Annotated in this window: 24 protein-coding genes; 6 read left to right on the top strand and 18 right to left on the bottom strand. The window is 66.2% G+C overall.

Going from position 1 to position 21722, the window contains the following annotated elements:
* Window positions 1-3 precede the first annotated feature (3 nt).
* From fliJ to fliF, 5 genes are all read right to left on the bottom strand, one after another.
* A complete protein-coding gene (fliJ, locus tag AC6CIE_RS08530; RefSeq protein ID WP_175126259.1) occupies window positions 4-456 on the bottom strand; it encodes a flagellar export protein FliJ in 453 nt (150 codons plus the stop codon).
* A complete protein-coding gene (gene fliI / locus AC6CIE_RS08525; RefSeq protein WP_056318674.1) occupies window positions 449-1876 on the bottom strand; it encodes a flagellar protein export ATPase FliI in 1428 nt (475 codons plus the stop codon). Before fliI ends, fliJ begins: the two co-directional genes overlap by 8 nt.
* A gap of 86 nt (window positions 1877-1962) precedes the next feature.
* Entirely contained in the window at window positions 1963-2706 is a 744-nt protein-coding gene (gene fliH, locus AC6CIE_RS08520; RefSeq protein WP_498091981.1) for a flagellar assembly protein FliH, read from the bottom strand.
* Window positions 2699-3709: a flagellar motor switch protein FliG gene (gene fliG / locus AC6CIE_RS08515; protein WP_175126257.1), complete on the bottom strand. Its 1011-nt coding sequence runs from the start codon at window positions 3707-3709 to the stop codon at window positions 2699-2701. The genes fliH and fliG overlap by 8 nt, the downstream gene beginning before the upstream one ends.
* Entirely contained in the window at window positions 3699-5375 is a 1677-nt protein-coding gene (fliF, locus tag AC6CIE_RS08510; protein ID WP_175126256.1) for a flagellar basal-body MS-ring/collar protein FliF, read from the bottom strand. Before fliF ends, fliG begins: the two co-directional genes overlap by 11 nt.
* A 331-nt stretch (window positions 5376-5706) precedes the next feature.
* Here fliF and fliE point away from each other — a divergent pair, with 331 nt between their 5' ends.
* A complete protein-coding gene (gene fliE / locus AC6CIE_RS08505; protein ID WP_175126255.1) occupies window positions 5707-6039 on the top strand; it encodes a flagellar hook-basal body complex protein FliE in 333 nt (110 codons plus the stop codon).
* Window positions 6040-6128: 89 nt separating this feature from the next.
* On the opposite strand, the gene AC6CIE_RS08500 is transcribed toward fliE, so the two are convergent.
* The 7 genes from AC6CIE_RS08500 to AC6CIE_RS08470 form a co-directional block, all read right to left on the bottom strand.
* A complete protein-coding gene (locus AC6CIE_RS08500) occupies window positions 6129-6932 on the bottom strand; it encodes a flagellar brake protein (RefSeq protein ID WP_175139215.1) in 804 nt (267 codons plus the stop codon).
* A 14-nt stretch (window positions 6933-6946) separates the two neighbouring features.
* Window positions 6947-7273, bottom strand: a complete 327-nt coding sequence (locus tag AC6CIE_RS08495) for an EscU/YscU/HrcU family type III secretion system export apparatus switch protein (RefSeq protein WP_175126254.1) — start codon at window positions 7271-7273, stop codon at window positions 6947-6949.
* Window positions 7273-8640 (bottom strand): flagellar hook-length control protein FliK, encoded by a 1368-nt coding sequence (fliK, locus tag AC6CIE_RS08490; RefSeq protein WP_498091979.1) that lies wholly within the window; start codon window positions 8638-8640, stop codon window positions 7273-7275. The genes AC6CIE_RS08495 and fliK overlap by 1 nt, the downstream gene beginning before the upstream one ends.
* A complete protein-coding gene (locus AC6CIE_RS08485) occupies window positions 8637-8987 on the bottom strand; it encodes a flagellar protein FliT (RefSeq protein WP_175121949.1) in 351 nt (116 codons plus the stop codon). The genes fliK and AC6CIE_RS08485 overlap by 4 nt, the downstream gene beginning before the upstream one ends.
* A 47-nt stretch (window positions 8988-9034) precedes the next feature.
* On the bottom strand, window positions 9035-9463 hold the full coding sequence (fliS, locus tag AC6CIE_RS08480; RefSeq protein WP_175121948.1) for a flagellar export chaperone FliS: 429 nt from the start codon (window positions 9461-9463) through the stop codon (window positions 9035-9037).
* Window positions 9464-9483: 20 nt separating this feature from the next.
* Window positions 9484-10878 carry a flagellar filament capping protein FliD gene (gene fliD, locus AC6CIE_RS08475; RefSeq protein WP_498091977.1) on the bottom strand — a complete coding sequence of 465 codons (1395 nt, stop codon included), beginning with the start codon at window positions 10876-10878 and terminating at the stop codon, window positions 9484-9486.
* A 143-nt stretch (window positions 10879-11021) separates the two neighbouring features.
* Window positions 11022-11399: a flagellar protein FlaG gene (locus AC6CIE_RS08470; protein ID WP_175121946.1), complete on the bottom strand. Its 378-nt coding sequence runs from the start codon at window positions 11397-11399 to the stop codon at window positions 11022-11024.
* A gap of 138 nt (window positions 11400-11537) precedes the next feature.
* Here AC6CIE_RS08470 and AC6CIE_RS08465 point away from each other — a divergent pair, with 138 nt between their 5' ends.
* Window positions 11538-12275: an IclR family transcriptional regulator gene (locus tag AC6CIE_RS08465; RefSeq protein ID WP_175121945.1), complete on the top strand. Its 738-nt coding sequence runs from the start codon at window positions 11538-11540 to the stop codon at window positions 12273-12275.
* Window positions 12276-12296: 21 nt separating this feature from the next.
* On the opposite strand, the gene AC6CIE_RS08460 is transcribed toward AC6CIE_RS08465, so the two are convergent.
* The 4 genes from AC6CIE_RS08460 to AC6CIE_RS08445 form a co-directional block, all read right to left on the bottom strand.
* Entirely contained in the window at window positions 12297-13463 is a 1167-nt protein-coding gene (locus AC6CIE_RS08460) for an acyl-CoA dehydrogenase family protein (protein WP_175139156.1), read from the bottom strand.
* Complete coding sequence (locus tag AC6CIE_RS08455; RefSeq protein WP_498091975.1) at window positions 13453-14694, bottom strand: CaiB/BaiF CoA transferase family protein; 1242 nt, start codon at window positions 14692-14694, stop codon at window positions 13453-13455. Before AC6CIE_RS08455 ends, AC6CIE_RS08460 begins: the two co-directional genes overlap by 11 nt.
* Window positions 14691-15662: a Bug family tripartite tricarboxylate transporter substrate binding protein gene (locus AC6CIE_RS08450; protein WP_191578080.1), complete on the bottom strand. Its 972-nt coding sequence runs from the start codon at window positions 15660-15662 to the stop codon at window positions 14691-14693. Before AC6CIE_RS08450 ends, AC6CIE_RS08455 begins: the two co-directional genes overlap by 4 nt.
* Window positions 15663-15729: 67 nt before the next feature.
* Window positions 15730-16146: a cupin domain-containing protein gene (locus AC6CIE_RS08445; protein WP_498091974.1), complete on the bottom strand. Its 417-nt coding sequence runs from the start codon at window positions 16144-16146 to the stop codon at window positions 15730-15732.
* A 166-nt stretch (window positions 16147-16312) separates the two neighbouring features.
* Between AC6CIE_RS08445 and folC the strand changes: the two genes are divergently transcribed.
* The 4 genes from folC (at window position 16313) to purF (ending at window position 20566) form a co-directional block, all read left to right on the top strand.
* On the top strand, window positions 16313-17623 hold the full coding sequence (folC, locus tag AC6CIE_RS08440; RefSeq protein ID WP_175139159.1) for a bifunctional tetrahydrofolate synthase/dihydrofolate synthase: 1311 nt from the start codon (window positions 16313-16315) through the stop codon (window positions 17621-17623).
* 73 nt (window positions 17624-17696) lie between these two features.
* The gene (locus AC6CIE_RS08435; RefSeq protein WP_498091972.1) at window positions 17697-18527 is read left to right on the top strand and encodes an SPOR domain-containing protein; all 831 of its coding nucleotides are present in this window, start codon (window positions 17697-17699) and stop codon (window positions 18525-18527) included.
* Complete coding sequence (locus AC6CIE_RS08430) at window positions 18527-19015, top strand: CvpA family protein (protein ID WP_175186107.1); 489 nt, start codon at window positions 18527-18529, stop codon at window positions 19013-19015. Before AC6CIE_RS08435 ends, AC6CIE_RS08430 begins: the two co-directional genes overlap by 1 nt.
* Window positions 19016-19045: 30 nt before the next feature.
* Complete coding sequence (gene purF, locus AC6CIE_RS08425; RefSeq protein WP_175121937.1) at window positions 19046-20566, top strand: amidophosphoribosyltransferase; 1521 nt, start codon at window positions 19046-19048, stop codon at window positions 20564-20566.
* Between the two features lie 85 nt (window positions 20567-20651).
* On the opposite strand, the gene AC6CIE_RS08420 is transcribed toward purF, so the two are convergent.
* On the bottom strand, window positions 20652-21173 hold the full coding sequence (locus AC6CIE_RS08420) for a M48 metallopeptidase family protein (RefSeq protein ID WP_175121936.1): 522 nt from the start codon (window positions 21171-21173) through the stop codon (window positions 20652-20654).
* 17 nt (window positions 21174-21190) lie between these two features.
* Window positions 21191-21673 carry a disulfide bond formation protein B gene (locus tag AC6CIE_RS08415; RefSeq protein ID WP_498091970.1) on the bottom strand — a complete coding sequence of 161 codons (483 nt, stop codon included), beginning with the start codon at window positions 21671-21673 and terminating at the stop codon, window positions 21191-21193.
* Between the last annotated feature and the right edge of the window lie 49 nt (window positions 21674-21722).

Here is a 21722-nt window from a genome sequence, read left to right as displayed (position 1 = left end):
TGCTTAATGCATGCCGCTGGCCTGGCGCTGGACCAGGCGGGCGGAGTATTCGTCGTTGGCGCGCTGTTCGCGGCGCGATTCCACGAGGGCCTGGGCGCGCTGCTCGCGCTGCGCCAGGGCATCGTAGGAGTTGAGCTTGCGCTTTTCCTGCTGCCAGTAGAGCTGGCCCTTGGACAGGTTTTCCTCGGCCTGGCGCAGCACGCCTTGCTGCTGGCCGATCGCGTCGTCCAGCGTGCCGATGAATCGCTGATAGTTGTGGCAGTCGCTGGCCGCCATGCCGCTCGTCATCGCCGTCTGAAGGCGCTCGAGGTAGTCCTGGCGGTAGTCGTGCAGCATGGAAAGCTGGCGCTGCGCATTGCTGCGTTCGGCGGTCAGCCGGCCCAGCAGGCGCGCGGCTTCGTCCGTGCTCTCCTTGGCCAGGTTGATCAGCATGTCCAGAGGCAGTTGGCTAGGCATAGGTGTCCCGTGATTCGAAACTGGCTCGCAATTGATTGACGGCGTCTTCGTAGCCGACGTTCTCGCCGATGTCCTGCTGCAGGAAGGCTTCCAGGCGCGGGTAGCGCGCGATGGCGTCGTCCAGCTGCGGGTCGTTGCCGGCGGCGTACGCGCCCACGGCGATGAGGTCGCGGTTGCGCTGGTAGCGCGACAGGCTTTGCTTGAAGCGGCGCACGATGGAGAACTGCTGCGGCGTGATGAGCGAAGTCATTGCCCGCGAGATCGACGCTTCGATGTCGATGGCGGGGTAGTGGCCCGATTCGGCCAGGTGCCGCGACAGCACGACGTGACCGTCCAGAATGGCGCGCGCCGAGTCGGCGATCGGGTCCTGCTGGTCGTCGCCTTCGGCCAGCACGGTGTAGAACGCCGTGATGGAGCCTGCCTTGCCGGACGGACCGGGCGCGCCCATGCCCGCGCGTTCCACCAGCGTCGGCAGCTTGGCAAACACCGACGGCGGATAACCCTTGGTGGCGGGCGGTTCGCCGATGGCCAGCGCGATTTCCCGTTGCGCCATTGCGTAGCGGGTCAGCGAGTCCATGATCAGCAGCACGTCCAGGCCCTGGTCGCGGAAGTGTTCGGCCAGGCGCGTCGCATAGGCGGCGCCCTGCAGGCGCAGCAGCGCCGACACGTCGGCCGGTGCGGCCACGACGACCGAACGCGCCAGGCCTTCGGGACCCAGGTTGTGCTCGATGAATTCCTTGACTTCGCGGCCCCGCTCGCCGATCAGTCCGACGACGATGACGTCGGCCTTGGTGTAGCGGGCCATCATGCCCAGCAGCACCGATTTACCCACGCCGGATCCTGCGAACAGACCCATGCGCTGGCCGCGGCCGACGGTCAGCAGACCGTTGATGGCGCGCACGCCGGTGTCCAGCACCGTATCGATGGGCGCGCGCGACAGCGGGTTGATCGGCTGGGCGGACAGGGGGGCCAGTTCGGCGCCCGTCAGCGGACCCAGTCCGTCCAGCGGGCGGCCGGCGCCATCCAGCACGCGGCCAAGCAGCGCGTTGCCGACGGGCAGGTGGCGGCCAAGCTGGGGCTTGGCGTTGCCGTTCAGTTCGGCCTTGCGCGGCAGCGGAATCTGGCGCTGCACGGGCGGTTCGCCGGGCACGACGCGCGCGCCGGGCGGCAGGCCGGAAATATCGGCCTGCGGCATCAGGTACAGCGTGTGGCCGTCAAAACCCACGACTTCGGCGTCGGCCCAATGGTCATGGCCGCGCGCGATCTCGATACGGGCGGCGGCGCCGACGGGCAGGCGCAGGCCGGTGGCGTGCAGCACCAGGCCCGTGGCCCGCGTGATCTTGCCGCTGACCAGCCACGGATCGGTGGACGCCGCGCGGATCGAGCCGATCTCAAGCTGCGTCTGCCAGCGGTCGAGCACGGGCGCGGTCGGCTTGGTCGCCGCGGAAGCGGCTGCGGCGCCCGCGAGGGGCGCCTGGCCGGATTGCTCGGAGGCCGGATTGCCGTTCACACCGGCTCCTCCCAGGTTGCGTTGCGGCCGAGCGAGGCGGCCACGCGGCGCCAGCGGGTCTGCAGGGTGGCGTCGATGTCGCCGAACGGCGTCTCGGCACGGCAGCCGCCGCGCAGGATGGATTCATCGGCCAGCACGCGCCAATGGCCTTCTTTCAGTTCGTCGGCCAGGTGCAGGCGGATCAGTTCGATATCTTCCGGATTGGCCCACAGGCGCATCTGGCCGCCGGCCGTCGGATTGATGTGCAGAACGTCGCGAACCGCGTTCACCACTGTCTCGGGCTGTTCCGCGAGGGTAGTGCGGACCACTTGCTGGGCGATGTCCAGGGCCAGCGTCAAGAGGCTCTGTCCCATCTTTTCTTCCAGCGCGCCGATCGACACCGCGCAGGCTTCGACCAGCGTGTGCAGGCGTTGCGCTTCGGCGGCGCCCTGTTCGCGGCCCTGGGCCAGGCCTTCCGCATGACCGGCTTCGCGGCCGGCGGCAAGGCCGGCCTCGTAGCCCGCCTGCTGGCCGGCTTCCATGCCCGCGGCGTGACCGCGCGCCAAGCCTTCCTCGTGACCTTCCGCGATGGTCTGGGCGCGCAACTGCGCCATCACCACGGCGGGATCGGGACCCGGATCGGGTTCGGGCTCGGGTTCGACTTCGACGGGCGCCGGCTCGTCGAACGACAGCATCTGCCAGCGACGCCAGGCGGCGCTGCGCGAGATGAGCGTCGCCGCGCCGTTGTCCGCTTCAGACATACGCGTCGTCTCCGGAATTGCCCAGCACGATCTGGCCGCTTTCCGCCAGGCGGCGCGCGATCTGCAGGATCTTCTTCTGTTCGGTCTCGACCTTCGACATGCGGATCGGACCCTGGGCTTCCAGGTCCTCGCGCAGCATTTCGGCCGCACGGCTGGACATGTTGCGCAGGAACTTGGCGCGCAGCTCTTCCTGGGCGCCCTTGAGCGCGACCATGAGCGTGTCGTTGTCGATTTCCTTGAGGATGAGCTGGATGGCGCGGTCCTCGACGTCGAGCAGGTTGTCGAAGACGAACATCTCGTCGATGATCTTCTGCGCCAGGTCGTTGTCGCGTTCGCGCAGGCTGGCGACCACGGTCTCTTCCTGCGTCGAGTTCATCATGTTCAGGATCTCGGCCGCGGTGCGCACGCCGCCCATCTTGCTGCGCTTGGCGCCCTGGCCAGCCAGCACGGAGTTCAGCACTTCGGTCAGCTCCGACAACGCCGCCGGCTGCACGCCGCCGAACGTGGCGATACGCAGCATCACGTCGTTGCGCAGGCGGTCGGTCAGCAGGGCCAGCACGCCGGCCGCGCGGTCGCGCTCCAGGTGAACCAGGATGGTCGCGATGATCTGCGGGTGCTCGTCGCCGATCAGTTCGGCCACGGTGTTCGGATCCAGCCAGTTCAGCGCATCGATGCCGCTGCCGCCGTCGCCGGCTTCCAGAATGTCTTCGATCAGGCCGGCGGCGCGATCGCTGCCCAGCGCCTTGGTCAGCACGCTGCGGATGTAGTCGTCCGAGCCCAGCGTCACGGCCATGAACTGGTCGGCTTCCAGGCGGAACTCCTCCAGCACGACGGCGACGTCGTTGCGCGTGACCTGTTTCAGGCTGGCCATCGCGGCGCCGACCTGCTGGACTTCTCGGGCGCTCAGGTACTTGAACACTTCAGCCGCGGCGTCTTCGCCCAGCGACATCATCAGGACGGCGCTGCGCGTCATGCCGTCCATCGGCAGGGAATCATTTTTCATCTTTGGTCATCCAGGTGCGCAGGACCATCGCGACGGCGCGCGGATCCTTGTTGGCCATGGTGCGTGCGCGCTCAAGGTTGTCCTGATAGCGGTCGGTTTCCTTGGCGCGGGCCAGGTCCTGCGCTTCGCGGGCGGCTTCGGCGCGCTCGGCTTCGGCCTGCTCCGGATCCACCGGCGGGTACAGGTACTCGGTGACCGAGCGGCGAATCTTGCGGTACAGCCACAGGGCCAGGACGCCACCGACCAGCCAGAGCAGGATCGTCTTGAACAGCGAGATCATTTCCGGATCGCGCCACATCGGCAGGGGCGGCGGGCCGTCGTTGAACTGGCTGTTGACCAGGTTGAGCGAGTCGCCGCGGCCTTCCGAATAGCCCATGGCTTCGCGCACCAGGTTGGTCAGCTTGTTCAGTTCCTCGGGCGGCAGGGCCTGCAGTTCGCCGTCCTTGTCGCGCACGTAGTTCACGACCACGGCCACCGACATGCGCTTGAGGTTGCCCGTCGGCTGCTTGATGTGGCTGATGGTGCGGTCGACTTCGTAGTTCGTCGTCGCGTCGCGGCGTTCGTTCAGGTTGGCGGCGGCAGCCTGGGTGCCGGTCTGTTGCTGCTGTTGTTGCTGCTGCTGCGCGTTGGCCTGCGGCGGCTGGCCGGGACGGGGCGGCTGTTGCTGCGGCGGATTGGCGATGGGCGCCTGCGCGTTGGCGGGGGCCTGGTTCGACAGCGCGCCGGGCACGCCCTGAGCGGGGCCGACGCCGCGCTGCGTGGAATCGCTGGTCTGCTGGCTGCGCACGGCGGCCTGGCCAGGTTCCTGGTTGGGACGATAGACCTCGGACGTTTCCTCGCGGCGCGAGAAGTCGACGTCCGCCGTGGCCTGGGCGTGCACGTTGCCGGGGCCGACCAGGGGATTCAGGATGGTGAGGATGCGTTCGACGGTACGCTGCTCGATCTCGCGCACGAAGCGAAGCTGATCGGCGTCCATGCCGCGGCCTTCACCCAGCGGGGAGGACAGCAGGCGGCCGTTCTGGTCGACGATGGACACGCTTTCGGCGGTCAGTTCCGGCACGCTGGAAGCCACCAGCCACGAGATCGCGGAAACCTGGGCATCGCTCAGGCTGCGGCCCGGGTACAGATTCAGCAGCACGGAGGCGGTGGGCGCCTGGCGCTCGCGCACGAACAGCGACTGGCGCGGCATGGCCAGGTGGACGCGGGCGTGCTGCACGGTGTGCATGGCTTCGATCGAACGGGCCAGCTCGCCCTCCAGACCGCGCTGGTAGTTGATCTGTTCGGCAAACTGGCTGGCGCCGAAGCGGGCGTTGTCCATCAGCTCGAAGCCGACGGAACCGCCGCGCGGCAAGCCTTGCGATGCAAGCTGCAGCCGGGCGTCATAGACGCGGTCGGCCGGCACGAGCAGCGCGGTGCCGTTTTCGTTGTAGCGGTAGGGCACGTTCATCGAGCCCAGGGCGGTCACGATGGCGCCGCCATCGCGGTCGTCCAGGTTCGAGAACAGCACCTTGTATTTCGGTTCGCTGCTCCACATGGCCACGGCGACGATCACCGCGACGAGGGCTGCGGCGGCGCCGATCAGGACGGGCTTGGGAAGCGCACGGACCCGTTCCAGCACGGGGAACTTGGCCAGAAGCGACGAGCTCAGGGTAGCCTGCTGATTCATTGACGGCTCCCGCTGGCTTCGCGGAGCAGGGAAAATGACTTCATGTCTGGGTAGGGCCGATTACACATGCAACGTGCTTCTGGTCTGGGGAGAGCGTGGATTATTGCCCCTGAGACAGCAATCCCAATCGATGAAAACAGCCGTTTTTTGGCGTTACTTAAGCCCTATGTCGATGACGAGGCGCAAAGCGGGGCCGTATCCCCGGCAAGGGGTGTCCGCATTCGTTGAAATGTCGGGTTTTTTGGCGGTTCTTGTCGGCTATGGACCGGTCCGATCGGCGTTACGCTGCGTGTGCACTTTGGCGTAATCCCCCACCAGCAAGGAATAGGTAATGGCTGTATCAGGCTTGTCCGGCATCGAAGGCATGCTCCAGCAGATGCGCGCGGTCGTGAGCAAGGCGGAGACCGGTAATCTGGGCGCCGGCGACGCCGTGGCGCAACCCGACGGTTTTGCCGCGGAACTGCAGCGCTCCATCCGTCGCGTGACCGCCGCGCAGAACGCGGCCAGCAATCAGGCCAAGGCCTTCGAGCTGGGCGCTCCCGATATTTCCTTGAACGACGTCATGATCGACCTGCAGAAGGCAAGCCTTGGCTTCCAGACGGCGGTCCAGGTGCGCAACAAGCTGGTGGCGGCCTACAAGGAAATCTCGTCGATGGCCGTGTAAGGCCCACGACTTGTACAAAGGCCTTCCCGCGGGAAGGCCTTTTGCGTTTCAGTCGCGCCCTTTGGGTTGCGCCTTCCGGCAGCGCGCCGTCAGTTGCGCTGCGCGCCTTTCTCCAGGCGCCACACCACCTGCTGCAGCCAGTTCTCCTGGCGCGCGTTCAGGTTCATGAACAGCGCGCCCACATGGCTGACCGGCGGCTCGCCCGTCAGCGACACGTGCTTGGGCGCTTCGCCGTCGCTGCTGCCTTCGGCCGAGGCCATGGGCTGCCCCGATACCGGATAGATGTTGCGCACTTCCAGGTCGGCGCTCAGTTTGCCAAGTTCGCCGAAATCCAGCTCAACGTCTTCCATCACCGCGCCGCGCTCGGGCAGCTCGCCCACCGCCAGACCCACGCGCAAGCCCACGCCGTCCACCGAGATGTCGCGCACGGTAAAGCCCACGGGCTTGTCCGCGGGCGCCGGTTGCCACGTGGCCAGACAGCGGCTGGCGCTGGAGATCATCGAGGCGCGGAACATCTTGCGGCGCTGGATGCGGGCAAGGCGATCAGGGAAGGGCGACATCAGCGCCGCGCTGCCGTCATCGAAATGGATGACTTCCGGGCGCTGGATGCGGAAGCGGATCTGCACGCCGCCATAGGCGGTGGCATTGAAGTGGAAGGTCGTGCCGCTGAGCAGACCCATGCTGTCGGACTGTTCAAAGTCCGCGCCGTCGTAGTCGCGCGGCCGCCAGAAGAACTGGCGGGTCTGCTTGTCGGCGCCCAGGATCAGCACGGCGATCTCCCGGTCCGCGGCGTCGCGCACCAGGATGTGGCTGTCGGGGTGCGTCAGCTCGAAGAGCGCTGAGCGCATGTCTTCCGGCCGGGTCAGCAGGAATTCCGGATCGGCGGCATCCAACACGGTGATCGTCCTTAGGTAGAGATTTCGGGCCGCGCGGCCTGGGGGATGTCGCGCGATTCCAGGCGGTACAGCCAGGCGAGCAATTCTGCCACCGCGACATAGAGTTGGGGAGGAATATGTGCGTCCAGGTCGACCTGCATGAGCAGACCCACCAGTTCGCGCGATTCGTGCACGTACAGCCCGTTTTCCTCGGCCGCCCGGACGATCGTGTCCGCCAACTGGCCATAGCCCTTGGCGACCACGCGCGGCGCGCCGTCGCTTTCGTCGTACGAAATGGCGACCGCCGCGTTACGGTTGGCGTTCGGGCCGGCGTCCGCGGGGGAGGGAGGGGTGTTCATCAGAAATCGTTGGGGATGACGAGACGGGGTTCAACCACGTTCACGGTCAGATTGCTCAGGGTCAGCCCGGCGGCCAACAGGCGCGAGCGTAGCATGTCCGACGAATCGTTGATCTCGGCCGCGCTGTGCGGCGCAATCAGCTGCAGCACGATCTGGTCTCCGGCCAGGTTCAGGCGGGCGTCGACCAGGCCCAGGCGCGGCAGGTCCAGCTTCACGCGCGTGGCCCAGGTCGGCACGGCCGATTCGCGGTCCTCGCCGTAGGGGTCGCGCTCGACTTCCCACTCCATCGGGGTGCCGGGCCAGGCTTCGCCTTGCCAGTTCAGTGTCTGGTTGGCCAGCACGTCCAGTTGCTGGCGCACCAGCACGGTCAGATCCTGATGGATGCCGGTGATCGGCGCGCCGGGCGTGGACGATGAAGACGACGTTCCCGAGGCCGAGGGCGCATCTGCGCCGGCACCGGAGCGGCTGGCGCCGGCGGCTTCGCCGCGGCTGCGTGCCTGGGTGCTGGCGTGCGCGGCGGTGTCGCGCGACATCCTGGCCTGGGGTTCGTTTTCCAGTGTGGCCGGGTTCTTGCGACCGAAGACCATGTCGGTCAGATGCGATTCGTAAAAGAGCCCGCTGGTCTGCAGGGCAGTGCGCAACGCCTGGCCCAGCGCGCGGGCGGACGGGCCGCCTGCGGCCAGCGAGGCATGCGTTGCGGCTTCGGCCCCTTTCGCGCCACCGGCCTGGCCCGCCGGGTGCCCGGCGCCCGGCTTGGCGTTGGCGGCGTCGGCGGCTGCGGTGGCCGACGGCGCGGCGGCAGGGGCGCCAGCCGGCAGGGTGGTCGAAGCCGGAAGCGGGGTGGTCGTCGCCGCGGCGGGCTGGCCGGGCTGACCTGCCTGCGCGGGCTGACCCGATTGGGCCGGGGCGGGTTGGCCGCCGGTGGCTGCACCGCCCGCCTGCTGTCCGCCCTGCGCGTCGGCGCTCCACAGCGGCGCGCGTCCCTGCACGGCCGGGGCCGCTTCGGGGTACTGCGCGAGCAGGGCAAGGATGGTGCGCGCGGTCGTGCCCAATGTGGTCGGCGCCGAGGCCGTGGTGTCGCTGCTGGTGACCAGGCCGCGCGCGGCCAGCGCCAGCGCGGCGGCGGTTTTGGGGTCGACAACAGTATTCTGGCGGTCGCCTCGGGCGCCGCCAGTCTGTATGCCTTGCCGGGTATCGCGCGCGGAGCCGTCCGACGGCCCGGCCTTCTCCGGGCTGCCAGGCTGGCTGACCGCGTCCGGCCGCGCGCCGGAAATCTGGTTGGCGTTCGCGGCGGACATCGTCGTGCCCAGCACGGCGTCCAACCGCTGCACCAGGACGTTGCCAAGCGCGGCGGGACCGATGCTCATTGGTCAGACGCCTGGTTGCCGTAGGCCGACAGCAGGGTCTGCTGGCGCTTCATGCGTCCCAGCAGTTCGCCCAGCCGCGCCAACTGGGGCAGCGCCAGATCACGCGTCATGGCATCGTTTTCAAGAATGCGCACAAGCAGGTCGTATTTCATGCTGCGGCCGGCCTCGTCCAGCGGACTGGACGGCTCGGCATGCCGCAGGCGTTCGACCTGTTCACAGTAGAGCTGACCGTGCACAAGCGCGGTGTCCCAGTCGCCGGCCTGGGCGGCCGTCAACATCTCGCCCGTTGATTGGGCGATCTCCTGATACTGTTCCAGGATGGCGGAGTACTGGGTGAGCGACGTCATAGAAATCTCGGGCGAGCGATGGCTGGCAATAGTCGTTGTGGGGGCCATCAAAGCGTTGCGTCCGGGGCAGGCCGATCGATGGAGGTCTGCCAGGCGTCGGAAAGGTCCGCCAGCAGGCGGTCTGCGATGTCGAGCTGCTCGACGTCCGCTTTAAGGTTTGCCATGAGCAGCGTGCGGACGATGTAGTCGTACAACCGGCTCAGGTTGGCGGCGATGTCGCCGCCGGCTTCCATGTTCAGGCCCATCTTCAGGCCCTCGTCGACGATCTTGATTGCCTTGGTGATAGCTGTCCCGCGTTCGGCGACGCGACCTTCCTGCATGTGCAGGCGCGCTTGTCCGATTGCCGCGCGCGCACCCTGGTAAAGCAGGGTGATCAGCCTTTCCGGCGTGGCGCTCATCACTTGGGTCTCCAGGCCGATATCGGCGTAGGAGCGGGCAGAGTATGAGCCTGTGGGGCGGCGCGCGGCGTACGTCATTTAATGCATCTTCTCGGTTATCACTTCGACGACTTGTTCATGGCCGCGAATTGCTGCGTCAGATAGTTGGCCGTGACCGATTGCTGCGCAACGAATTTGTCCAATTGGACGAACTGGGCGCGCATCAGCTCGAGCTGGGCTTCACCGGCTGCCTTGGCGCGCGTGTACTGGTCTTTCACGGTGGCGATCGATTTGGCCAGGCCGTCGGTCTTGGTCTTGATCGAACCGGTGTCGCTCAGGATGTCCTTCGTGGCCTTTTCGAAATTGGCGGCCAGGCCGTTCGTGCCGGTCAGCAAGCGCGAGACGTCGGCGCCGTTCGTGGACAGTGCCTTGTCCAGCTTGGTCTGGTCCAGCGTGAGCTGGCGCGTCTGCGGGTTGGTCGTGATGCCCAGGTCGGCCAGCGAACGCAGGGAGCCTTCGCCCGACAGCACCTGCAGCGCACCCGCCAGGGACGACTGGATGGCGCGCGTCGTGCCGTCGCCGGTCAGCGGCTGATTGGTGGCGGCGGCGGCGTCGAAGGCCGTCAGGTTCTTGATCGTCGTCTGCAGCGTGTTGTAGGCGGTGACGAAGCTCTGGATGGCTTTGCTGGCCACCGAGGGGTCGCTTTCCAGCTTCAGCTTGATCGGCTTGCCGTCTTCCGTCTTCGAGGACAGGTTGAGCGTGACGCCGTCGATGGCGGTCGAAATGTTGTTCGTGCCGCTCTTGATCGTGATGCCGTTGATGTCGATTTCGGCGTCGACGGCGTCGGTGGCCGTCAATTTGCTATTGGCTGCATCGGTGCTGCTATAGCTAAGGATGTTCTTGAGCTTGTCGTCACCCGTCACGGTAATGGACTTCACGGAAGCCTGGACGCCGGTGTCTTTCGCGGACAGCATCAGATAGCTCTTGGCATCCGGTCCATCGCCGTCGGTGATGACGGTGGCACGCACGCCCAGCGTATCGTCCGCATTGATGGCTTTGACGATGCCGTTGAGCGACGTGTCGCCTTTCAGGTCGACAGTTTTCTTCTTGCCATTGGCCAGTTCGACCTCAAACGAACCCGTGGCGCCGTTGGATGCCTTGCGGTCCGCAACTGCACCCGATTGCAGGGTCTGGGAAGTGGCAACGTTCTTCACGTTGATCGTGTACTCGCCGGCCACGGCGCCTTCGGCGGCCACGGTCGCGGTCAGGGCGTCGCCGCCGGTCACGCTGCCTTTCACGGCGCCCAGCGTCTCGGGCTTGCCGAGCGCGGCGGCAGCCTTCTGCACGGCTTCCACGGCGCTCTTGAGCTGGCCGAACGCCGTAACGCGGGTCTCGAAGCTGGTCTGCCGTACGGTGTACTGCTGCAGCCTCTTTTCCTCGGCGGCTTCCAGCTTCGAGAGGATGTCCTCGAGGGGCAAGCCTGAATTCGAACCGAGGTTGGTAATGGTGGCCATGTGAAATTCCTTCCTAGCGATGCAATTCTGACAAAAATGTGATCCCGGCTATTGGCCGGGTAAAGGCATAAGGCGGGCCTAATTCGGCGGTTCTCTCACCGGGCCGCGCGTCAATCTTGGCGAACGGTGTTTTAAGTGCCGGATCAGGCCGACGTCTTGATACCGTTCCCTTGCATGTTCACGATCATCTTGGCGATCTTCAGCACCGCTTCGCTGGGGATGGTGCGCAGGACGTCTCCCGACTCCGCATCGATCACCGACACCACCACCTGGTGCACATTCGGGTCGATTTCGAACTGAAGCTGGGTCGACCAGGCCTTCATCTGTTCGTTGATCTCGTCCAGCGCCTTATCCAGGGGCATTTTTTGCGAATTCGCCTGGTCGGACGTGGCGCCGCCGGAGGCGCTGCTGTCGGTGGTCGCGGGCGCCGGCGTGGCGGTGGCAGCAGGGTCGGGCGTGGCGATAACGGTCGAAACCGGTAACGACGCGAACGCTGCGGGGGCTAACGGGGTTACGGCCATGATCACTCCAACGGCGAGGGGGCGTCTCGGAGAACGCGCTGTTTTCAGGAAATTCTCAGTTACCATAACGGCACCCTCGCAGGGAACTTTAGCCTTGCGCAAATGGATGGTTCACGTGCTAAGAGTCTGGATCGGGCAATGAGTGTCAAGACGGCGTTGCGAGTTATCGAAATCATCGAAACCTTCGCCCGCGAGAAACGCGCGCTGCCCTTGTCGGAATTGGCCCGGTTGCTCGATGTGCCCGTGTCCAGCTGCCTGGCGCTGATCCGCACGCTGACCAGCCTGGGCTACCTCTATGAAACGGGCCGCCGCCAGGGCTATTACCCGACAGGCCGGCTGCTCGCCATGGCCCAGCGCATCGCCCGGGCAGATCCCGTTCTGGATCGCGTCTATCCCAGTCTTGTCGAATTAAGGGACGCCACCCGCGAAACCGTGGTCTTCGCCAAACTGTCGCCGGATGGCCGCGTTGTCTATCTGGATGTGCTGGATTCGCCGCATACGATCCGATACGCGCCTGTTGCAGGCGAGTTCAAGGATGTTCACGCAAATTCGCTGGGAAAGGCGCTGCTGTCGCTGCTGGACGAGCCGGCCCGTGACGCCTTGCTGGCGGATATCCCCATGACCCGCTACAACGACCGGACCCTCGTCACCCGCGAGGCGCTGCTGGCGGACCTGGACGCCGCGCGGCAGCGGGGGTGGTTCATGAACAGCGGCGAGTCCATTGCCGACGTGGGCGCGATTGCCTGGCCGGTCACGCTGTCCGGCGAGCACTACGCCATTTCGGTGGGCGGCCCGATCTACCGGATCGAGCCTGAACAGGAAACCTACGCCCGCATCCTGCGGGCGGCGTGCACGGGACTGGAGCAGCAGGCCTGAACCGCGCCTGCCGCCGTCCGCTCAATACGACTTGGGCAGCCCCAGCACCTTTTCCGCGATGAAGCACATGATGAGCTGCGGGCTGACCGGCGCGATGCGCGGGATGAAGCTTTCGCGCAGCAGCCGCTCCACGTGGTACTCCTTGGCATACCCCATGCCGCCCAGCGTCATCACTGCCGTCTGGCAGGCGTTGTAGCCGGCCTCGGCCGCCAGGTACTTTGCCGAATTGGCGGCGGGGCCGCACGGCTTGCCCGCGTCGTACAGGCTGGCTGCCTTGAACACCATCAGGTCCGCGGCCTCCAGCTGCATCCAGGCCTGGGCGAGCGGATGCTGGATGCCCTGGTTTTTGCCGATGGGGCGTCCGAACACGGTGCGTTCGCCCGCGTACTTGACGGCCCGGTCCAGCGCGGCGCGCCCGATCCCTACCGCTTCGGCGGCGATCAGGATGCGCTCGGGGTTCAGGCCGTGCAGGATGTATTCAAAGCCACGGCCTTCCTCGCCGATGCGGTCGGCGACCGGAATCCGCAGGCCGTCAATGAACAGCATGTTCGAATCCACGGCCTTGCGGCCCATCTTCTCGATCTCCCGCACCTCGATCTTTTCGCGGTCCAGGTCGGTGTAGAAGAGCGACAGGCCCTGCGTGGGCTTTTCCACCTCGGACAGCGGGGTGGTGCGCGCCAGCAGCAACATCTTGCTGGCCACCTGCGCGGTCGAAATCCAGATCTTGCGGCCATGCACGATGTATTCGTCGCCCTGGCGCACGGCGCGGGTGCTCAGCTTGGTCGTGTCCAGCCCCGCGTCGGGCTCGGTGACCGCAAAGCAGGCTTTTTCCCGGCCGGCGATCAGCGGTTCAAGCCAGCGGCCGCGCTGCTCGTCGGTGCCAAACACCACCACCGGATTCAGCCCGAAGATGTTCATGTGGACGGCCGAGGCGCCCGTGAAGCCGGCGCCCGACGCCGCGATGGTCTGCATCATCAGCGCGGCTTCGGTCATGCCCAGGCCCGCGCCGCCGTATTCCTGCGGCATGGCGATGCCCAGCCAGCCGTCGCGCGCCAGGTCGGCGTGCAGCGGTTCCGGAAAGCCGCCTTCGCGGTCGCGTTCCAGCCAGTATTCGTCGGGATAGCGTTCGCAGATGCGGGAAACGGCGTCGCGCAACGCCAGTTGTTCCGGGGTGAATTCAAAGTCCATCGTTGTTTCCGTCCTGGGTAATGCCACGGGCAAGCATGGCGTCGATCTGTTCCTGTCCATAGCCCGCTTCGGCAAGCACCTCGCGGCTGTGCTCGCCCAGCCGCGGGGCGGGGCGGCGTATCGAGGTCGGCGTGCCGGCGTAGCGGCCGAGCGTCCCGGTGGTGCGGATGCGGCCTTCCGAGGGGTGGTCCATTTCCTGGATGAAACCGGTCGCGGTCAGGTGCTCGTCCTGGATCAGGCCGTCGATGGTGTAGAGCTGCGAGGCTGGAATATCGGCGCGCGCCAGCTCGCGGAGCCAGTCGTCGCTGGGGCGGGTGGCGATCACCTCGGCCACGAAGGCATAGACCTCGCTGATGTGCGCGGCGCGGGCGCCATGGGTGCTGAAACGCGGGTCCTGCGACAGCTCCGGCCGCCCGATCAGTTCAAAGAAATTGCGCCAGTGCTTGTCGTTGTAGATCAGCAGGCAGATGTAGCCGTCCGCCGTCGCGTACGGCCGGCGATGCGGCGCCAAGAGGCGCGCGTAACCGGTGGGTCCCATCGGCGGCTCGAAGGTCGATCCGCCCAGGTGGTCGCCCAGCACCATGTGCGCCATGCCCTCGAACATCGGAATCTCCACCGGCTGTCCGCGGCCCAGCGTCCGGGCGCTCAGCACCGCGGACACCAGCGCAATGCCGACGTGCAGGCCCACCGCCCGATCCGCCAGGGTCAGCGGCGCGTAGCGCGGCACGTCGCCGCTTTGCTGCGCGGACAGCGCGGCAATGCCGGTCTGCCCCTGGATCAGGTCGTCGTAGGCGGGGCGGCCGGCATAGGGGCCACCCTCGCCGAACCCATAGGCGCCCACGTAGACGATGCGCGGATTGCGCGCCGTGACGGCTTCATACGACAGGCCCAGCCGCGCCATCGCTTGCGGGCGGATGTTGTAGAGCAGGGCGTCGCAGCTTTCGGCCAGTTTCAGGCAGGCTTCAAGGCCTTCGGGGGTTTTCAAGTCCAGCACGATCGAGCGCTTGTTGCGGTTCAGGTGCAGGTAGAGGTGCCCCATGCCGGGGTTGCGCATGGGGCCGACGGCCCGCATGTTGTCCCCCGCCGGCGACTCCACCTTGATGACGTCCGCGCCCAGGTCCGCCAGGACCTGGGTTGCGTATGGCCCCATCACCACCGAGCTCAGATCCAGGATGCGCACGCCGGCCAGCGGCCCGGCAACCGGCGTTTCAGGCAGGGGCTGGTCGATCATTGCTGCTCGATCCCCGCGTCACGGATCAGCTTGCCCCACAGGTCGCGCTGTTCGCCAACAAACTGCGCGAAGGCTTCGGGCGTGCTCGAGAAGGCGTCAAACCCCAGTCCCGCCAGGCGTTTTTTCACGTCGGGCTTTGCCACGATCTGGTTGATGGCCGCATTCAGCTTGGCCACGATCTCGGGCGGCATGCCTGCGGGGCCGAAGTAGCCGTTCCAGGAGTTCAAATCGAAGTCCGGCACGCCCGCTTCGGCCATCGAAGGCAGGTCGGGCACGATGGCGCTGCGCTCCGCGGTGGAGACGGCCAGGGCGCGCAACTGGCCCGATTGCACGAAGGGCAGGCCAGAGGTCAGGTCCGTGAACATGAAGTCCACCTGTCCGCCGACCACGTCGGTCAGGCTCTGCGGCGTGCCTTTGTAGGGCACATGCAGGATGTCGATCTTGGCGCGGTTGGCCAGCGTGGCGCCCGCGACGATGCCGGTGCTGTTGCCGCTGGCGTAGGTGATGCGGCCAGGATTCTTCTTGGCGTCGGCCACCAGGTCGCCCACCGTCTTCCAGGGGCGCTTGGGATTCACGACCAGGATGAAGGGCAGGTTGCCGCCGCGCGCAATCGGGGTGAAGTCCTTGACCGGGTCATACGGCACGTTCTTCATCAGCCAGGGAGCGGCCGAATGGGAGGTGTTGGTGGTGACGAACAGCGTGTAGCCGTCCGGTTTGGCGCGGGCCACGTAGTTGGCCGCGATCGTCGCATTGGCGCCCGGCTTGTTCTCCACCACGACCTGCTGACCCAGCAGGGTCGACAACTCGGCGCCGAAGATCCGTCCCACGGCGTCCGTGCCCGATCCGGCGGGGAAGGGCACCACCAGGGTGATGGGTTTGTTGGGGTAATCGGCGGCATGGGCGGGGCCAGCCGCCATCAAGGCGGCGCCGCTGACCAGCGCGGCGCCCAGCAGGCGTAGGGATTGCATGGGTGTGTCTCCTGTATTTATGTAATGAGGCGCGGCTCTCGCGGCCGCTGCCTGCGCAAACGCCGCGTCAAGCGGCTGTGGGTGGCGCCGGAAAGTCGCGGATCACGCGATCGGGGGATTCTTCATACGGGGGCGTGTAGATCACCAGCAGCCGGGCCGGTTCGTCGCTCGTCACCGTGAAGACGTGGGGGATGTCCGGGGGGAAGTAGCAGCAGTCGCCGGGGGCCATGTCGGCCCATTCGTCCTGCACCTGCGCGCGGGCGGTGCCCGAAATCAGGTAACAGACCTGTTCGATGCCGGGATGCGCGTGCGGCAGGGCGCCCTTGCCCTTTTCGATCACCCCCAGCAACACTTCCACGCCGCGGGCGCCGACGGTTTCCGGGCTGATCAGCCGGCGGTTGAGGGTGCCGGTGTGATTGGCGGGGCTGTAGCCCGGTACGTCAGCTTCACGAACAAGCCATTTGGGAGTCGAACGCTGCGTCATGTCTCTTCCTTTTATTTTCCATACATGAATTTATTTTTACGTATGAAAAAAACATGGGCAAGCACTTTTTGCCCGCGGATACCGTGCCGCGCCCTAGGGGATTAGGGAAAACACCGGGCACACGCTGCTAAAATCGAAGGCTGATTTCCTTTCGCGAACCCGCCTCATGTCTTCTGTCCGCACGCCTGACGCCGCCGCCAACCTGTCCGATTGGCTGCAGTACCTGGAGTCCATCCACGCCACGGCGATCGACATGGGGCTGGACCGGGTGCGCCAGGTCGCGGACCGCATGCAACTGACGCTGCCCGGCATCAAATTCGTGGTCGGCGGCACCAACGGCAAGGGTTCCACCTGTGCCATGCTCGAGGCCATCCTGCTTGCGGCTGGCTACAAGGTGGGCCTGTACACCTCGCCGCACCTCATCGACTTCAACGAGCGTGCCCGCGTCAACGGCCAGATCGCCTCCGACCAAGACCTCATCACGCAGTTCCAGGCCGTCGAAGCCGCGCGCGGCGATGTGTCGCTGACTTATTTTGAATTCACCACGCTGGCCATTCTGCGCCTCTTCTCGCAGTCTCGGCTGGACGCGGTGGTGCTAGAAGTCGGCCTGGGCGGACGCCTGGATGCCGTCAACATCGTCGATGCCGACGTCTCCATCGTCACCAGCGTCGACCTGGACCACACCGACTGGCTGGGCGACACGCGCGAAAAAATCGGCTTCGAAAAAGCCCACATCTACCGCAGCGGCCGGCCGGCCATCTGCAGCGATCCCGTCCCCCCGCAGTCGCTGCTGGATCACGTCGAAGCCATCGGTGCAGACCTGTGGCTGTTCGGACGCGACTACAACTATTCCGGCGACCGCCAGCAGTGGGCCTACGGCGGTCGCGAACAGCGCCGCAGCGCGATGGCCTATCCGGCCCTGCGCGGCGCCAACCAACTGCTCAACGCCTCGGCGGCGCTGGCCGCGCTGGAATCCGTGCGCGACCGCCTGCCCGTGCAGCAGCAGGCCGTTCGATTGGGGCTGTTGCAGGCCTCGCTGCCGGGCCGCTTCCAGATCCTGCCGGGTCAGCCCACGGTAATCCTCGACGTCGCGCACAACCCGCACGCCGCGGCCGTGCTGGCGCAAAACCTCGACAACATGGGCTTTCATCCCTACACCCACGCGGTGTTCGGCATGCTGAACGACAAGGACCTCGCCGGGGTGGTGGCCAAGATGGGCTCCCGGATCGATTACTGGTATTGCGCCGGCCTTCCGGGACCGCGCGGCACGGCCGGTCAGGCGCTCGCGGATCAGGTCGCGGCGGCGCTCCCGCCGCTGCCCGCCGGCAGCGAAGCCCCCGGCATCCAGGCCTACGCCGATCCCGCCCAGGCCTTTGCCGCAGCGCGCGAACGGGCAGGGGAGAATGATAGAATCGTGATATTCGGATCGTTTCTCACCGTAGCCTCCGTTTTGCAGGCTCTGGGTCGCAAGGCATAGGCAAATCGGGCCATTCGCGTCATGGCGGCCGCGCCGCCTCAATGCCGCAAGGCGCCGCAAGGAATTCTCTTCCATGGGTTTTTTCAAACGCAAAGATCCCGCCGAGCAGGCGCAGACCTCCAAACGGGCTGCCGTGCCAAGCGAGGTCCAGGCCGCCGAGTTGCGTGGCCGCGCGCGTCGCAGGCTTGCGGGCGCAGTAGCGCTGGTGCTGGCAGCCGTCATCGTCCTTCCCATGGTGCTCGATTCGCAGCCCACGCAGGTCGACGACAACATTCCCATCAAGGTGCCGGAACGCAATACGCCGTTCCAGCCGCAGGTCTCCGAACCCCAGGCCGCCGCACCGACCGAGCCTTCCTCGCCCACCGACCCTGCCGCCGTTCCCACGCCGCCTGGCGTGACGTCCGTGCCGCCGGTGGCCGCCGCGTCCAGCACGCCGCCTGCTACGACCCACACCACGCCGCCCGCCACGCAGCCGGCCACGCCTGCCGTGCCGCCGGTCACGCCGCCCAAGCCCGAGGTCAAACCCAAGCCCGAGCCGGCCAAGCCCACGACGCCGCCCAAGCCCGAGACGCGCTCGGACGACGGCGCGCGCGCCCTGGCGCTGCTCGAAGGTCGTAACGCCCCGGCGTCCGCGCCCAAGCCCGACACGCCCAAGCCGGCTGCTTCCAAGGGCAACTTCGTGCTTCAGATCGCCGCGTACACCACCTCGGAAGACGCCCAGTCGCGCCGCGGCAAGCTGCATCAGGCCGGGGTCACCAACGCATTTGTCGAGCAGGCCACCATCAATGGCAAGCAGCAGTACCGTCTGCGCGTGGGCCCGTTCCCGTCGCGCGAGGCGGCTCAGGCGGCCCAGGCGCGGTTGCGCACGCTGGGCTATGACAATGGTTTCATCGCCGCCCAATAGTGACCGGCTTCGACTTCGTCGTGCTGGCCATCCTGGCGGTATCGGGTGTGCTGGGCCTGGTGCGCGGCCTGCTCAAAGAGGTGCTGTCGCTGGTCGCCTATCTACTGGCCTTTGTGGCCGCGATCTGGTGGGGTCCCACGGTCTATACCTGGCTGGAGCCCTATATTGAAACGACGCTGCTGCGCATGGGAGTCTCCTACGCGGCGGTGTTCATTATCGTGTTGCTCGGCGTGGGGTTGGTCAATATGACGCTTGCCGCCCTGATCCGCAGCACCGGACTCAGCCCGGCCGATCACGGCCTGGGCGGAATGTTCGGGCTGGCCCGTGGTCTATTGATTGTGCTGGCGCTGGTCGCCGCCGCAGGGTATACGCCGCTGCCGCAAGAGCCATGGTGGCAGGACGCCATGTTTTCGCATTCGGCCATCGAGGCCATCAAACATATCAAGACGTGGCTGCCGCCAACCCTGGCGACGTGGCTGCCGTACTGATTAGCTTCAAATCAACCAGGAAATCTCACCATGTGTGGAATCGTAGGGGTCATCGGGCGCGGGCCGGTCAACCAGCTGCTCTATGACAGCTTGCTGCTGTTGCAGCATCGCGGGCAGGACGCCGCGGGCATTGCGACGTCGCAAGGCAACCAGTTCAATATGTACAAGGCGCACGGCCTGGTGCGCGACGTGTTCCGCACGCGCAACATGCGCGCGCTGCCCGGCACGTCCGGCGTCGGCCAGGTCCGCTACCCCACCGCAGGCTCCAGCGCCAGCGAAGAAGAGGCCCAGCCTTTCTACGTCAACGCCCCGTTCGGCATCATGTTGTCCCACAACGGCAACCTGACCAACTGGCGCGAATTGCGCGAATCGCTCTATCGCGTCGACCGCCGCCACATCAACACGAACTCCGATTCCGAAGTCCTCCTGAACGTGCTGGCGCACGAGCTGCAATCGGCCGCCAACGGCGTGTCGCTGGACGATGACGCGATGTTCCGCGCGGTTGCCGCCCTGCACAAGCGCGTGCGCGGCGCCTATGCCGTCGTGGCCCAGATTTCCGGTTACGGCCTGCTCGCCTTCCGCGATCCCAACGGCATCCGTCCGCTGTGCATCGGCCGCCAGGAGACCGAAGAAGGCGTGGAATGGATGGCGGCCTCGGAATCCGTGGCCCTCGAAGGCAGCGGTTTCACCTTCGTGCGCGACGTCGAACCTGGCGAAGCCGTGTTCATCGACCTGGACGGCCGCATGGTCGCCCGCCAGTGCGCCGACAACCCCCAGCTCGTGCCGTGCATTTTCGAGTACGTCTACTTCGCCCGCCCCGATTCGATGATCGACGGCGTGTCGGTGTACGACGCGCGTCTGCGCATGGGTGAATACCTGGCCGACAAGGTTGCGCGCAACATGCGCCTGGGCGACATCGACGTCGTCATGCCGATTCCCGATTCCTCGCGACCGGCCGCCATGCAGCTGGCCGCGCGTCTGAACCTGGACTACCGCGAAGGACTCATCAAGAACCGCTACGTGGGCCGTACGTTCATCATGCCGGGCCAGGCCGTGCGCCGTAAGTCGGTGCGCCAGAAGCTCAATGCCATTGGCATGGAATTCAAGGGCAAGAACGTGCTGCTGGTGGACGACTCCATCGTGCGCGGCACGACCAGCCGCGAAATCGTCGACATGGCCCGCGCCGCCGGCGCCAACAAGGTGTACTTCGCCTCGGCCGCGCCTCCGGTGCGCTTCCCCAACGTGTACGGCATCGACATGCCCACGCAAAGCGAACTGATCGCCACCGGCCGTACGGACGAGGAAATCGCCCGCGCGATCGGCGCCGACAGCCTGGTCTACCAGGACCTGCACGATATGCAGCAGGCGGTCCGCGACATCAACCCCAAGCTGACGCGCTTCGAGGCCTCGTGCTTCGACGGCCAGTACATCACCGGCGACATCACGCCCGAGTACCTGGCCCGCCTGGGGCAGTCGCGCTCCGAGCCCGGCAAGGACGAAGACGCGGGCGGTCTGCGCTTCAACATGGGCTACACGTCCGACGACGCCTGATTTCTCCCGGCGTTTCGCGCAGACAAAAATGCCGTCCCTCGGGACGGCATTTTTTTCGTCGGCGGGGCAGCGCCGCAGGCAATGGCTAGCCCTGCGCTTCCCATAGCGGCGTGCGCGTGGCCTCGAGATGCGTGAGGTACAGCCGCAGGTCGAACTCGTATTGATGGTAATGCGGCTCCATGCGCAGGCACATGTTGTAGAACGCCTTGTTGTGGTCCTTTTCCTTCAGGTGAGCCAGTTCGTGCACGGTGATCATCTTCAGGAATTCCGCGGGCACGTTCTTGAACAGCGTCGCCACCCGGATCTCGTGCTTGGCCTTCAGCTTGCCGCCCTGCACGCGCGAGATATAGGTGTGCTGGCCCAGCGCATGCTGGATCACGTGGATCTTGCTGTCGAAGGCCACCTTGTTGATCTGGTCGCCGTTGCGCATGTAGGCGTTCTTCAGGTCCGTCACGTACTGGTACAGCGCCTTGTCGGTGCGCACTTCGTGCGCGCCACCTGGATACCGGGCAAGCAGGGCCGCGCCCAGCTTGTCCTGGTCCAGCAGCTTTTGCGCTTGCGCCAGCAGCGGTTCCGGGTAGCCGGTCAGGTATTTCAGCGTCTGCACGGATCGAAGCGGCCGGCTCAGGCGTGGCCGCGCCGGAACACCACTGGCAGGGCCATGAAGAACAGGATCACGAATAGCGCCAGGCTCCACAGGGCGTACTCGACGCCCAGCACCGGCACCTTGGCGTCCATGCAGGTGGCATAGATGCCGAACAGCGGCGGAATGGCGCTTTCCAGCCCGATGCCGGTCATGAGGCGGTCGGCAAACGTCTGGTCGCACGACAGCATGTTGGCGGCAACGCTGTACTGATACCAGGCGGCTACGATGCCGGACAGCGACAAGAGGGCAGCAAGAAAGCCGCAAATGCGCGTCAGCGCGCGTCCGCCGCCAAAGCCGCCGATCAGCGCGGCGACGCCGATCACCAGATAGATCAGGCGCTGCATCACGCACCAGGCGCAGGGCGGCATGTCGAAGACGTGCTGGGAAACGAGGGCGATGCCCACCGCGCCGAAGGAGAAGAGGGCGATCAGGCGGAGCAGGCGTTCTGAGCGAGAGGTCATTGTTGCGTTGGAATGAGTTGGACGAAGCCGGCGCGGCGGCCGGACTTGC

It is taken from the genome of Achromobacter sp. GQ309, assembly GCF_059759315.1.
This window is presented reverse-complemented; position numbering and strand designations above follow the sequence as displayed.

Coding starts and splice junctions, on each gene's coding strand:
- fliH (WP_498091981.1), bottom strand. CDS start 2,706: ATGTCTGAAGCGGACAACGGCGCGGCGACGCTCATCTCGCGCAGCGCC.
- fliS (WP_175121948.1), bottom strand. CDS start 9,463: ATGACGTACGCCGCGCGCCGCCCCACAGGCTCATACTCTGCCCGCTCC.
- AC6CIE_RS08445 (WP_498091974.1), bottom strand. CDS start 16,146: ATGACGCAGCGTTCGACTCCCAAATGGCTTGTTCGTGAAGCTGACGTA.
- fliK (WP_498091979.1), bottom strand. CDS start 8,640: ATGAGCATCGGTCCCGCCGCGCTTGGCAACGTCCTGGTGCAGCGGTTG.
- fliJ (WP_175126259.1), bottom strand. CDS start 456: ATGCCTAGCCAACTGCCTCTGGACATGCTGATCAACCTGGCCAAGGAG.
- fliD (WP_498091977.1), bottom strand. CDS start 10,878: ATGGCCACCATTACCAACCTCGGTTCGAATTCAGGCTTGCCCCTCGAG.
- AC6CIE_RS08485 (WP_175121949.1), bottom strand. CDS start 8,987: ATGACGTCGCTCACCCAGTACTCCGCCATCCTGGAACAGTATCAGGAG.
- AC6CIE_RS08455 (WP_498091975.1), bottom strand. CDS start 14,694: ATGATCGACCAGCCCCTGCCTGAAACGCCGGTTGCCGGGCCGCTGGCC.
- AC6CIE_RS08470 (WP_175121946.1), bottom strand. CDS start 11,399: ATGGCCGTAACCCCGTTAGCCCCCGCAGCGTTCGCGTCGTTACCGGTT.
- fliG (WP_175126257.1), bottom strand. CDS start 3,709: ATGAAAAATGATTCCCTGCCGATGGACGGCATGACGCGCAGCGCCGTC.
- folC (WP_175139159.1), top strand. CDS start 16,313: ATGTCTTCTGTCCGCACGCCTGACGCCGCCGCCAACCTGTCCGATTGG.
- AC6CIE_RS08415 (WP_498091970.1), bottom strand. CDS start 21,673: ATGACCTCTCGCTCAGAACGCCTGCTCCGCCTGATCGCCCTCTTCTCC.
- purF (WP_175121937.1), top strand. CDS start 19,046: ATGTGTGGAATCGTAGGGGTCATCGGGCGCGGGCCGGTCAACCAGCTG.
- AC6CIE_RS08450 (WP_191578080.1), bottom strand. CDS start 15,662: ATGCAATCCCTACGCCTGCTGGGCGCCGCGCTGGTCAGCGGCGCCGCC.
- AC6CIE_RS08465 (WP_175121945.1), top strand. CDS start 11,538: ATGAGTGTCAAGACGGCGTTGCGAGTTATCGAAATCATCGAAACCTTC.
- AC6CIE_RS08435 (WP_498091972.1), top strand. CDS start 17,697: ATGGGTTTTTTCAAACGCAAAGATCCCGCCGAGCAGGCGCAGACCTCC.
- fliE (WP_175126255.1), top strand. CDS start 5,707: ATGGCTGTATCAGGCTTGTCCGGCATCGAAGGCATGCTCCAGCAGATG.
- AC6CIE_RS08495 (WP_175126254.1), bottom strand. CDS start 7,273: ATGAACACCCCTCCCTCCCCCGCGGACGCCGGCCCGAACGCCAACCGT.
- fliF (WP_175126256.1), bottom strand. CDS start 5,375: ATGAATCAGCAGGCTACCCTGAGCTCGTCGCTTCTGGCCAAGTTCCCC.
- AC6CIE_RS08460 (WP_175139156.1), bottom strand. CDS start 13,463: ATGGACTTTGAATTCACCCCGGAACAACTGGCGTTGCGCGACGCCGTT.